Here is a 12,143-nt window from a genome sequence, read left to right on the forward strand (position 1 = left end):
CTTAAATGCTGGCATCACCGTTTTTTTAATGGGAAAAACACAAAAAAACTAACAATACAAAAAAGAAACGCCCCGGCACTTGTGCATATATCCATACTGGATATAAAAACACATTGTTCCAAGACGTTCCCCGAATCTAAATAATCAATGAATTACATCGTATGAGACAGAACCAGCGCACCGTATGCAAAAGCAATGACGATGAGGATGGCTGGATGCAGCTTGGTCTTGGTCATGACCCAAAGCGAGATCCCTGCAATGATCAGTGTCTGCCAAATGCCGATGGAATTGGTGGATACCTGACCGAATTCCCATGTAAGTAAGATCATAAGTACAGCAATAACCGGTTGTACGAGCAACGTCATCCCTTTCACCTTTGGTGAAGTACGATGCTTGTTCAGTAAACGAAGCAGCAGAATTAACGCGACCGCCGAAGGTACAACGGTGGCAAAACTGGCGATGAATGCGCCAAACCAGCCAGCTACCTGATAACCGACAAATGCGGCAATTTTGGTCGCGATTGGACCGGGAAGTGCATTGCCGATAGCGAGTACATCACCGAATTGCTCGGTGGTCATCCACTTGTAGTGGTTGACCACTTCCTCCTGCATTAACGGAATGGAGGCGGGGCCGCCCCCGTATCCCAAGATATTGGCTACAAAAAATCCCCAAAACAATTCCCACCATGTCTGAAGCATCGCTTAGGATACCCCCTTGTCGGAATCGCGTTTGGATTTGAAACGCTGGACCACATCCATATGGAAGACGCCATATCCGAGGAAGACGGCAATCACAATACCGGGGTGAATATCCAGCAGCTGCAGCAGTACAAATGCAAGGACACCGAACAGGGCGGCAAAGGTTGTACCGAGCCCCTTCCACGCTTTCTTGGCGAATTCGTATGCCATCATGCCGAGCATGACAAAAATAACCGGGCGAACAGCGGCCACCATGCCTGCTACGATTTTCGATTCACGCAGCGCGTACATGGAACCAAGCAGCGCAATGATGGCGATGCTCGTCGGCAAAATGTGGGCCAGAACGGACACAATAGAGCCCAGCACGCCTTTGGTTTTATACCCCAGATACGCGGCCATCTTGGTGGCAATAGGACCAGGCAGGGCGTTGGCAATGGCCAAAATCTCGCCAAACTCATCATCGCTGACCCACTTATAGCGGGTAACGGCTTCATAACGGATCAACGGAATAACGGAAGGGCCGCCGCCATATCCCAAAATTCCGGTTCGTACCATCCCAATGACGAGACCGTTGTAATCTTTCCAACTCATGCTGATTTCCTCCTAGAGTCTCATGCCCATTCGGCTTTTATATCGTTTTAACAACAGCTGTGATTCTACCTTGACGATGCCCGGCATCTTGTAGAGCTTCTCCAGCAGGAACTGCTCCATCTCTTCCATATCTGCAAAAATACCATGCATGTGCAGGGTACTCGGGCCTGTCATATGATAGAGACTGGTCACTGCGGGTTCTTCGTCCAGCTTCGCGGCCACTTCATCCAGGAATAGCGGTTCTACATCGACATTGAAAAAGGCAGAGACCTGGAGTCCAACTTTGCCCGGATTGATGACAACCGTGAAGCGTTCGATGATTCCCTTTTCGGATAAAGCATTTATGCGGGCCTGAACGGCCACACGGGACAAACCAATCTGTGCACCCAGATCGGTGTAGGATATCCGGCTATTTTGGTGAAGGGCGGCAATGATTTTACGATCGATTGCATCCAGATTGTGCATTTGCGGGATTTCTCCCCTTTTGGAGGAGCGTTTCTCTGACATGATTGACCATCCTTTTTTTTAACTATATAGAATAAAGAATTATGATAGGATCTGCGTACAATTTGTATGTAGCATTCATATTTTAATGACGAATCGTAATTGGAGTCAATATATTTATTGTAAATGTTGAATTTATCCGATTCAAAGCTTTCATTTTGTCATTTTTACCAATCCGAGATGATGAATGGGGGCACGAGCAGGAGGCAAGCATGGATCGAAAAAGAGACTGTCACAGAGCACATCCGTAAACAGTCTTCTATATAAAGTACAGATTGAAGCGACTTAATGAACAGTTTTGGGCAGACAAAGGGTAACGACAGTTCCTTCCCCAGGCTCCGAATATACTACGAGTGTACCTCCGGCTCCACGGGCTCGCTCCTCCATGCTGAACAGACCAACGCCGTTACCAGCCGTCGTACTGTTGAATCCTGCGCCTTGGTCCTCGATTCTCACAACGGTTGCCTCTTCCGAATCTTCCACCGTCACATGTGCTTCTGACACATCGGCGTACTTGGCCACATTGGTTAATGCCTCCTGGATAATGCGGTACATGGCGATCTCCCGGTTCATCTCCAGTCGTTTTCGCAGATTGCATTCCAGTTCCACTTCAATCCCGTAGTGCCGGGTATAGTTCTCGATATACGTGCGAATGGCCGGAACAACACCAAGGTCATCCAGCACGGAGGGTCTCAGTTCCCATGCCATGCCGCGTACATCCTCCATAATGCCCGTAACTTGTTTCCGCAGTGCTTCTACGCCGGATTGGGGCTGATCAGCCAGCAGACGATCCATCTGAATGACGAGGGAGAAGAGACTCTGTCCAATGCCGTCATGCAGCTCGCGGGAGATGCGACGCCGCTCCTCTTCCTGAATGTTCATGACCTGGGTCATCATCGTCTGTAACTCGGCTTCGACCTGCTTCAGCTTCGTTACCTCACTACGAACGGCCAAATACTGATAGGGCTCACCATCGTTATCGAGAAAAGGCACAATCGTTGTATTCACCCAATAATGGCTGCCATCTCTGGCACGGTTACGGATCTCTCCGTTCCACACTCGTCCGGAAGAGATGGTATCCCACAGGTTATTCATAAAGTTCTTGCCGTGATAACCGGAATTAATGATCCGATGATCTTGACCGATCAATTCTTCCCGATTATATTGTGAGATTTCGCAAAACTTATCGTTCACATACTGGATCTTTCCTTTGCGGTCCGTGAGGGCTACAATGGACGACTCATCCAGGGCAAACTTCAGATCACTGAGCTGATGCAGAGAACCTTTCAGTCTGCTGCGGAATTCAGTATCTGTAATGTGACTGTCGATGTCCTCCAATAACTGCCGTACAGGTTGGTCGGCAAATCCGCTAAGTCTGTTTTTGCGTGTGCTACTCAAAGTTCAGCAACCCCTTTTTCATCGCAAACTTCACCAGTTCCGGTCTGGTTCGAAGGCCGAGCTTCTCCATCAGATTGCTTTTGTGGGATTCGACCGTTTTGACACTGATCACCAGATGTTCAGCGATTTCCTTGTTGGCATAACCCTTGGCAATCCAGGACAAAATCTCTTTCTCCCGCTCGGATAACGTGTCATATGGTCCAGCGTTCTCCTGCTTTGCTTTGTCCAGGTATTCACTCATCAGCCGCTTGGTCGCACTTGGGTACAGGTAGGCACTACCCTCTGCTACGGAACGAATAGCGGCAAGCAATTCTTCATGCGGCGCGCTTTTGAGAATATAACCGGATGCTCCCGCGTGGATGGCGCGGAACAGATATTCTTCATCGTCATGCATGGTGAGGATCAATATGGAGACATCCGGCATCAATTTCTTCAATTCAGCGGTAGCGGTCAGACCGTCTTTGCCTGGCGGCATGCTGAAATCCATTAAGACCACATCCGGCTTCAGTTCTTGTGCCTTGGCAATAGCTTCATCCCCATCGGCCGCGTCTCCAACAATATGTATATCATTCTTTCCATCGAGCAGGGCGATCAGCCCGGAGCGTACAACGACATGATCGTCGACAACTAATAATTGAATCACAACATTTTCCTCCTGTCCGGTTCCACAGTTCTTTCTTTATCATACCAAAAAAGAAAGCCATTCAGAGGTTAATCTCTGAATGGCTTCGATTCTCTGTAAGTCCGTGTTACTTCCTATAAGGAAATAACAAGACTTCTTAGCGTGTTACAGACAGATGTCTTTTATACATACACTTTTGGCTGCAGCTGTATAGCGACCTGTTCGGCCTGACGGACCATCTCCGGTGAGAACGTGCAGGGTAATCTGCTGCCAAGTAGCAAGACGGCGCCAGGAACACTTCCTTGCTGGAACACAGGCACGGCTATGGCACATACCAACCGCTCCGCAAGCATTAACGGGCAACGACCGGGTGTATGCTCCCCGGTGGATTGTGCATCAGATAGAGCGGTGCGTCCAGTTCGAAGCGCTGTGCCAACCAGATCTTGTCCGGGACGCATCTCCATGCGTTTCACACGTTCGTTACTGGCGCCGGATGTATACTTCCAGCGCAGCATCGTGCCTGACAGACAGGCCAGTCCGCAAAAATCGCTGGAGGTACTCAGGCGCAGGCCGTCGATCATCTCCTGAATGCCAGATGGCAGTTCATCATGCATGAGAGGACACTTCCTTTTTTGGAATCATACCGTACGTTACGGTGTAATCAATATCGTTAACCTGTGGTCAGGGAAATCTTAAAATAAGGGTATTTCGCTGCTGTTTCTATTGTAGCCCCTTTCTTTCGGATTGTAATTCAGGGAAAACCCCTATTTCCGTTCTGCAATTTGCTGATCCTGTGTATGGACAGGCATTCAGGCCAGGAATGGCAAGGCTTTTTTCGATTACGAAGTCGTAAATGTACCTCATAAGTGTGATTTATCTCACAGCAAATTCAGGGAGTTTCCCCGTGAGGTTCAGGTAATCCCCCGATAACCCTCACGCTATATTCGCGGTATGATGGATACATAAGGAAACACCGAGGGGGACGATGGTAATGAGTACGGTATTTAAAGAAAGAACAACCCAGGCGACACAACAAGAACAGACGGAGGCGAGCAAGATGACACGGGAGACAGGTGGAATCCTTTCGTTCGTGACAGCTGATCATTGGGGCTTGATCGAGGCGAAGATGCAGCCTAAACGGGTAAAGTCGGGGTACAGTCTCTTTCTAGAAGGCGATGAAGCCGGATACCTGTACTACATTCGCTCGGGAAGAGTGAAGCTGACCAAGTCGACTGAGGATGGGAAAGAAATTATTTTATCGATTCAGCAAACCGGGGATCTGATTGGAGAGTTTGGCGGCATTGGCGGATTGACTCATAGCTACAGTGCAGAGATGGCTGGCAAAGGGGAGCTGGGGATCATCTCGCTCAGTGACTTGGAAAGTGTGCTCAGCAAACACGGTGACCTTGCCTTGAAATTCCTGCAATGGATGGCGCTCGCCCAGCGTATCACCCAGTCGCGTTTCCGTGACCTCTTGCTCTATGGCAAGGCAGGTGCGCTCGCATCGACGCTGATTCGTGCCAGCAACTCGTATGGAAAAATTACGCCGGATGGCATCGTGCTCGACATGAAGCTGAATCATACCGAGTTGTCGGAAATGATTGGTGCCACGCGGGAGAGTGTAACGCGTATGTTGGGAGCCTGGAAAGAACAGGGAACGCTGGACACCATGGATGGAAAGCTGATGATTCGTGATCTGGCGGCCTTACGCTGCATGTGCGGATGTCCTACATTTCCAAGCTGCCCGGTAGAGCTGTGCCGATTGTAATGAAAGCAAGTTGAATAGGGTTGTACCTTCGATGGCGATTGGGGTCGTTACGGAGAAATCAAAAAGCTGATGTCCGATGTACTCGGGGTCAGCTTTTTGGTGTAGTGATATGTTTTTTTGTTGTAGGCACGATTAGCGTCCAACGTTTGCACCTATATATTCCTTTGAAAGAATCGAATATAGATGCGAATCATGATATTCCCCTTTGTAAAACCAATGCTCTCGCATCAAACCTTCACGCTGCATACCAATCTTCTGCATAACCTTCTCTGAAGCCTTGTTGTTCGGGCGGCATTTTGCATAAATCCGGTGTACGCCAAGTGTCTTGAAGCCAAAGCCAAGCATCGCTCGGGCTGCTTCGGCAGCGTACCCTTTTCCCTGGTAAACGGGATTGAGCACATAACCGATTTCTGCGTTCGTCTTTTCGATGTGAAGGCCAACACCGCCGATCAGAATGCCCTCCTTTTTCAAGCATATCGCCAGTTCGAAGCCCTCTCGTGGTTGTGTTTGCTGTAAATTCAGCACAAACTCCACATAAGCTCGCGTATCTTCTTCTGTATTCGGTCCCCATGCCGTATGCTGAGTAACTTCTGTCATGGATGTGTAGTTATGTATACTTTCCCAGTCTGTCTCCAGAATATCCCGGATGATGAGTCGTTCGGTCTCCAATTGCATCGCTATTCCCTCCTATATAAAGTGAACTAAAGAATATTTACACTTGCCACTTCGATGACAGAACAACCTTCCGATCGCTGTTATCCCCAGATTTTTTTGATTCCCTTTTTCAAAGGAGAAAATCCGGGGATAAAGGCGAACGCTCCGCTTCTTCAGGTTTTTTCTGTCCTCTCCGTTTCTCGTGTAAATGTTTAGTTCAATTATATAGTAAAACAAAAATAGCCCAATAACCGATTCGTGTAAAGAATGGGTTACGAGCTATGTAGGTATAAGGCTTTCTATTGTGGTTGTTTACATTCAACTGCGGGATAAGTATAAGCCAGCTTGCGGATAATTTCCTTTTGCCATTTGTTGTCACCCAGGTTGGTTGCCAGGTTCAGAATATCCAAATAATCGTCAAGCTGCAGATCAGCCTTTTGCAGAGTTGTATTCATTCGATGTTCGTTCCCCTTTATCTATAAAATCGTTAAGTCATGTACAGTAGGCAGAAGACTTGAGACAAGCTCAAGAATGATAATCATTATCACAGTTATATGTTCATTATGCAATGAACGATGTCAAAATGCAATGCCAAGGCTCGAATAAACTTAACTTTTTTTCGATAATAGGCTCAACCACAGCAGATAGGGAACGTACACACCCAGGTATGCAGACGGATAAAGAAACCATCCATTCAACAGAAAATGGTGAATTTCGGTGGTGAACGTCGTCATATGGGCATTCGTAGCGTACACATCGCCTGCAATGACAGTCGCCGCACTATAGAAGCAGAGCAGGGCAAGTACATGGAAAATGCGGGTCACCATCCGGGAACGGAGCGCAACAAAAACCATAATCAGTGGAACAATCAGCAGGAGCAGAAGAAATAGAAACTTCATCATACAGGTCTCCTTTGGGATACTTTTTGTTAACCAGTATGGGCAATTGGTGGCATTTCCAAAAGTTTTTTCAAACATTTTACAAAAACAAAGAGGAATTCAGCATATGAACGATTAAATTAAAGGTGGATAACCCATTATCAGGTAATTACGAGGAGGAGAAGGCAAGTATGAAGAAAGCGATATGGCAGCATTGGATCGGGGCATTCCTGGTGTTCATCATGATGGCAACGGCATTGCTGGGGCCGGGTTCGCAAAGTCCGGTACAAGCTGCAGCGCCACTTACGGTATCTCAGGCGATCGCCGCCCAGAGTGGTGGAGGCACGGCAACGGTGGAAGGATATATTGTTGGACATGCCACCGGCTCGCTTACAGCCAAATTTACATCTCCTTATGCCAATGATTTCAACTTCCTGATTGCCGATTCAGCGACAGAGAAGACCAACGCGAAACTGCTGGATGTGCAGATTCCAGCGTCGTACCGCTCACAATATGGATTGGCTACCAACCCGAATCTTGTGGGCCAGAAGGTGATCGTAACTGGAACACTTGGTGCATACAACAGTTATGCCGGGGTGAAGAATCCTACCTCCATCGCACTCTCCTCTGGAACAACCAATCCTGATCCTGATCCAGGCACAACGCTGCCGGATGGTACAGGGAAGAAAGTAATGTTCGACAACTCGCATGCACAGACAGCCGGGGCTGCGGACTGGGTTATTGATGGGGCATTTTCGGACTTTGCGAATGGTTTGCGAAACGCAGGCTTTACCGTGGATCAGCTGGATCGCAGCATCCCGTATACCTTCGGTGAGCAAGCCATCACCTTTAATAAATTGAAAGATTATGATGTCTTCGTTATCGGCGAAGCGAACGTGCCTTTCAAAGCGACAGAGCAGGCTGCGCTGCTGCAATATGTACAGAATGGTGGCAGTGTCTTCTTCATTGCCGACCACTATAACGCAGATCGGAACAAAAACCGCTGGGATTCCTCCGAAGTATTCAACGGCTATCGCCGGGGTGCATTCTTGAATCCAGCCAAAGGCATGTCGTCGGCAGAAGCCGAATCTCCAGCCATGCAAGGTGTGACCAGTTCCGACTGGTTGGCATCCAACTTCGGTATTCGTTTCCGCTACAACGCACTGGGAGATGTTAATGCAACAGATATTGTCGCACCTTCGCAGTCGTTCGGCATTACAACTGGTGTGAGCGCAGTAGCCATGCATGCAGGCTCCACACTTGCCATTATTGACCCGAACAAAGCCAAAGGTCTGGTGTATGTTCCGAGCGGTGTATCCAAATGGGGCAACGCGGTAGATCAGGGCGTATACAATGGCGGCGGACGAGCTGAAGGAGCCTATGCAGCGATCGCCAAGGTCGGGGCAGGTAAAGCAGCATTTATCGGTGACTCCTCACCAGTTGAGGATGCCACTCCAAAATATCTTCGTGAAGAAACAGGCGCTGCCAAAACAACGTATGATGGCTTCAAAGAAGTGAATGACGGTGTATTCCTTGTGAATACCGTGAAATGGCTGGCAGTAAAAGAAAGCTACACAAGTCTGTCTCAGGTGTCTGGACTGACATTGGATACGCCGACAAGTCTGCTTGCGATTGAAGCGCCGGCTTCATCCACTGAGCCGCAAACCGAACCATGGGCTACACCTGCTGCAGGCTATAAATGGTATGATCCTACAACGTTTAAAGCTGGTTCGTACGGCAAAGCGCAGTAAGACAAGCAGGAAGGTAGATATACAAATAATCGGCCTGTCCGCAATCATTGCGGATAGGCTTTATTTTGTATAAATGCTCGGAGCAGAGGGAAACGTATGGATAATTGTGAATGATGAGCGAGATGCCAAGGTGAGGAGGAAGACCATGATGAATCGGCAAGCAGACTGCGATAGCTCGACCATGAGACAAAAACTCAAAGGAGATCTTCATCGTGTGGCAGATCGAATGAACCGGACGTTATCTACCTTTGACCACGACAGTGTATGCCTGCTGGGCCAATTTGCGGAGATTCGGGCCGAGATCAAGCAGATCGAGGTGCTGGCGTCTTCCTTTTATCTGGATTGTTATCTGTCTCCCTTCACGGAGAAATTTGCCGAACTGACTGCCAGTGTACAGCATTTGTCGGATCGCAGATATGGTGCGCTCATTGTAATTGAACGGGAAGTACCGCTAGAATCGATTATCCACTCAGGGGTTGCGGTGGATGCCAGGGTCACTCATGCGTTGCTGGAATCGCTGTTTATACCGGGTGCACCTCTCCATGATGGGGCTGTACTGATTCGGGGCAATCAGATTGTATCCGCGGGCAATGTATTACCTTTGTCACAGGCCATTGCACATGAACGGAAAATTGGCACACGGCATAGGGCTGCTCTCGGATTGAGTGAGCTGACGGATGCGGTTGTGCTGGTTGTTTCGGAAGAGACTGGTCAAGCTTCATTCGCCGTGGGTGGGGATCTGCATCCCATCAACGTGGTTGAAACCTTGCCATGATCACTCGTCGCTAGACTTTTTTTACCGATTCCATGCTCGAGTAAATGAACCTTTTTCCCTGTGAAGAGAGAAAGGTCTTTTTGTTACATCGTGATTTGGTTTTGCACAAACTTGATCATCATGGGTACAATAGAGGGTGGAAGACGAAACGGATGAAGGCGATTGGATCGCAAAAATGGTTGGAGGAGACGGTTACACATGAGCTGGTTTGAAGCAATGGAACATCATGATTATGAGGAACTGGTGCTGTGCCAGGATAGAGCCTCTGGTTTAAAAGCAATTATTGCTATTCACGATACAACACTCGGTCCTGCGCTGGGAGGCACACGGATGTGGACTTATGCTTCTGAGGAAGCGGCCGTTGAAGATGCCTTGCGCCTTGCGCGGGGAATGACATATAAACATGCGGTATCCGGACTGAATCTGGGCGGAGGCAAAGCCGTAATTATCGGAGATCCGCGCCGTGACAAAAATGAAGCGATGTTCCGGGCCTTTGGCCGATACATTCAGGGACTGAACGGACGTTATGTCACCGCAGAGGATGTGGGAACGACAGAAGAAGATATGAATCTGATCTATCAGGAAACCGACTATGTTACAGGTATATCGCCAAGCTACGGTTCCTCCGGTAATCCTTCCCCTGCAACAGCCTGGGGTGTATATCGGGGCATGAAGGCTGCGGCGAAGCAAGCATTCGGCACGGATCTGCTGGAAGGCAAAACCGTGGCTGTACAGGGTGTGGGCAACGTGGCGATGCGTCTGTGCAAATATTTGTACGAAGAAGGTGCGCATCTCATCGTTACCGATATCCATAAAGATTCCGTAAAGCAGGCTGTGGATCAATTCGGTGCTAAGGCGGTAGACCCTGCCGACATCACTGGAGTGGATTGTGATATTTATGCTCCATGTGCATTGGGCGGTACCATTAATGACGATACGTTAAAACAGCTCAAGGCCAAGGTTGTGGCAGGTTGTGCTAACAACCAGCTGCTGGAGCCGCGTCATGGTGACAAGCTGCATGAGATGGGAATCGTATATGCACCAGACTACGTGATCAATGCAGGTGGCGTAATTAATATTGCGGATGAGCTGAACGGCTATAATGCAGATCGTGCGTGGAGCAAGGTTGGGGAGATCTACAATAATCTGGAGAAAATCTTCGACACGTCGCGTACCGAAGGCATCGCAACGTATATTGCTGCGGATCGTCTGGCTGAACGCCGGATTGAACTGATGAAGAATACACGCAGCACGTTCCTGCAAAATGGTCATCACGCGCTGAGTTCCCGCAGACTGCGCGGGTAAATTTTGAGGATGAGTTGGGACGTATTAGAGTGTGTCATGAAACCTCTGTCTGAAAGCTGAAGAGTGGGTCGAGTTCGCGGCCCAAAACCCGCCAGAACGCGTGTTTTCTCCACATGCCCCTTTTAGACGCTATCGTGAGTCGTATCTTTCGTTTCGCTTACGACGGAGTATGGCCGGAGCGCCAACGAACCTGAGACGTGTTATTCTGGGGATTGAAGCGTCTGCTGAAGGATAAGAAACCTGAGACACGTTATATTGAAATTTGAGACCGTTTTTAGCGTCTTTTTAGCGAGATTTGAAGCAATAACGCGTCTGGTGTTCCTTACGATTGAAAAAGAGGGCTTGAGAGCCAAATAAGACGTTCTAGGTTCCTTGAAAAGAACAGGCGAAGCCTTTCTAAGTCTCCTGACCCCTTCTGCTCGAATGCTCCGAGAAAAGTACAGGTAAAATAAAAATAAAAATAAAGGCGGGCGTCCGTATGGATGCCCGCCTTCTGTATCATTTGTTTTACTTCAAGGCGTTCATGATGTGGCTTTGAACACCACGATCAGTCAACAGGCCGATATGGGTTACCCCGAAAATGCGAATATTGTTCGCCCCGTTCAGTGGGGATAACGTATTATTTACAATAAAGTCCGACGTACTGTAGATGGAAGTATATGCAATGCCGTTTGGTGCCGATTGGGCCACGAGCCGGTTGGGAGATCCGAGTGTAATGACTTTGCCTATATTTTTGCCACCACCGAGGTTGTTGATATAATACAGGGTGTTGGCACCTCCCATGCTATGGGCAATGATATCAACCTGGCTCGCACCGGTCTTACGCAGGACATCATTAATATAGGTGGATAACTGACGTGAATTGGTGACATTGTTTCCCGACTTGTCCAGGAAATCGATGGCGTACAGGTCACTTCGGGAATATCCTTCGCTTATTAACGCTCTTTCGATACTGGCAAAGTTAAATCCTGCGCCTCCAATACCGTGTACAAGCACAATCGGATTACGCCCATTGGCAGCCGCTGATTGCTCCGCACCGGCAGGCATGGACAGCAAAGATAACGAGCTAAGGAAGAACAGACAGGTTAAGACGCAACGTAGAACAATAGATTTTCTCATTATTAATACCCTCCTTTGGAATGTATATCCATATTTTACTCTCTTAATCTATCATTATTTGTAATTAAAAGGAATAGTGT

General features: G+C 48.4%; 14 protein-coding genes. 4 read left to right on the forward strand and 10 right to left on the reverse strand.

Annotated elements, in window-relative coordinates:
• Positions 1 to 152: 152 nt before the first annotated feature.
• The 6 genes from BMW94_RS26620 to BMW94_RS26645 all read right to left on the reverse strand — a co-directional run bounded on the left by BMW94_RS26620 (position 153) and on the right by BMW94_RS26645 (position 4,427).
• The gene (locus BMW94_RS26620) at positions 153 to 698 is read right to left on the reverse strand and encodes a chromate efflux transporter ChrA (RefSeq protein WP_053780063.1); all 546 of its coding nucleotides are present in this window, start codon (positions 696 to 698) and stop codon (positions 153 to 155) included.
• Between the two features lie 3 nt (positions 699 to 701).
• Entirely contained in the window at positions 702 to 1,289 is a 588-nt protein-coding gene (locus BMW94_RS26625; RefSeq protein ID WP_091001751.1) for a chromate efflux transporter ChrB, read from the reverse strand.
• 12 nt (positions 1,290 to 1,301) lie between these two features.
• Positions 1,302 to 1,796 (reverse strand): chromate efflux transcriptional regulator ChrS, encoded by a 495-nt coding sequence (locus tag BMW94_RS26630; protein ID WP_091001752.1) that lies wholly within the window; start codon positions 1,794 to 1,796, stop codon positions 1,302 to 1,304.
• A 282-nt stretch (positions 1,797 to 2,078) separates the two neighbouring features.
• The gene (locus BMW94_RS26635) at positions 2,079 to 3,191 is read right to left on the reverse strand and encodes a PAS domain-containing sensor histidine kinase (protein WP_091001753.1); all 1,113 of its coding nucleotides are present in this window, start codon (positions 3,189 to 3,191) and stop codon (positions 2,079 to 2,081) included.
• A complete protein-coding gene (locus BMW94_RS26640; RefSeq protein ID WP_053780067.1) occupies positions 3,184 to 3,834 on the reverse strand; it encodes a response regulator in 651 nt (216 codons plus the stop codon). The genes BMW94_RS26635 and BMW94_RS26640 overlap by 8 nt, the downstream gene beginning before the upstream one ends.
• A 161-nt stretch (positions 3,835 to 3,995) precedes the next feature.
• A complete protein-coding gene (locus BMW94_RS26645; protein ID WP_091001754.1) occupies positions 3,996 to 4,427 on the reverse strand; it encodes a GAF domain-containing protein in 432 nt (143 codons plus the stop codon).
• Positions 4,428 to 4,804: 377 nt separating this feature from the next.
• Between BMW94_RS26645 and BMW94_RS26650 the strand changes: the two genes are divergently transcribed.
• A complete protein-coding gene (locus BMW94_RS26650; RefSeq protein ID WP_254790382.1) occupies positions 4,805 to 5,581 on the forward strand; it encodes a Crp/Fnr family transcriptional regulator in 777 nt (258 codons plus the stop codon).
• Positions 5,582 to 5,713: 132 nt separating this feature from the next.
• Here the strand turns inward: BMW94_RS26650 and BMW94_RS26655 are convergent, their stop codons facing one another.
• The 3 genes from BMW94_RS26655 to BMW94_RS26660 all read right to left on the reverse strand — a co-directional run bounded on the left by BMW94_RS26655 (position 5,714) and on the right by BMW94_RS26660 (position 7,137).
• Positions 5,714 to 6,256, reverse strand: coding sequence for a GNAT family N-acetyltransferase (locus BMW94_RS26655; protein WP_091001755.1), 543 nt, complete (start codon positions 6,254 to 6,256; stop codon positions 5,714 to 5,716).
• 278 nt (positions 6,257 to 6,534) lie between these two features.
• A complete protein-coding gene (locus tag BMW94_RS30685; protein WP_175480862.1) occupies positions 6,535 to 6,690 on the reverse strand; it encodes a hypothetical protein in 156 nt (51 codons plus the stop codon).
• Between the two features lie 153 nt (positions 6,691 to 6,843).
• A complete protein-coding gene (locus tag BMW94_RS26660; RefSeq protein WP_175480863.1) occupies positions 6,844 to 7,137 on the reverse strand; it encodes a hypothetical protein in 294 nt (97 codons plus the stop codon).
• Between the two features lie 218 nt (positions 7,138 to 7,355).
• Here BMW94_RS26660 and BMW94_RS26665 point away from each other — a divergent pair, with 218 nt between their 5' ends.
• From BMW94_RS26665 to BMW94_RS26675, 3 genes are all read left to right on the forward strand, one after another.
• Positions 7,356 to 8,864 (forward strand): DUF6359 domain-containing protein, encoded by a 1,509-nt coding sequence (locus tag BMW94_RS26665; protein ID WP_254790384.1) that lies wholly within the window; start codon positions 7,356 to 7,358, stop codon positions 8,862 to 8,864.
• A 145-nt stretch (positions 8,865 to 9,009) separates the two neighbouring features.
• Positions 9,010 to 9,639, forward strand: a complete 630-nt coding sequence (gene cdaS, locus BMW94_RS26670; RefSeq protein ID WP_091001758.1) for a sporulation-specific diadenylate cyclase CdaS — start codon at positions 9,010 to 9,012, stop codon at positions 9,637 to 9,639.
• 198 nt (positions 9,640 to 9,837) lie between these two features.
• Positions 9,838 to 10,944 carry a Leu/Phe/Val dehydrogenase gene (locus BMW94_RS26675; RefSeq protein ID WP_091001759.1) on the forward strand — a complete coding sequence of 369 codons (1,107 nt, stop codon included), beginning with the start codon at positions 9,838 to 9,840 and terminating at the stop codon, positions 10,942 to 10,944.
• A 507-nt stretch (positions 10,945 to 11,451) separates the two neighbouring features.
• On the opposite strand, the gene BMW94_RS26680 is transcribed toward BMW94_RS26675, so the two are convergent.
• Positions 11,452 to 12,063 carry an esterase/lipase family protein gene (locus BMW94_RS26680; RefSeq protein ID WP_091001760.1) on the reverse strand — a complete coding sequence of 204 codons (612 nt, stop codon included), beginning with the start codon at positions 12,061 to 12,063 and terminating at the stop codon, positions 11,452 to 11,454.
• Between the last annotated feature and the right edge of the window lie 80 nt (positions 12,064 to 12,143).

The sequence above is a fragment of the Paenibacillus sp. OK003 genome, assembly GCF_900109515.1.
Taxonomy (GTDB): Bacteria; Bacillota; Bacilli; order Paenibacillales; family Paenibacillaceae; genus Paenibacillus; species Paenibacillus marchantiae.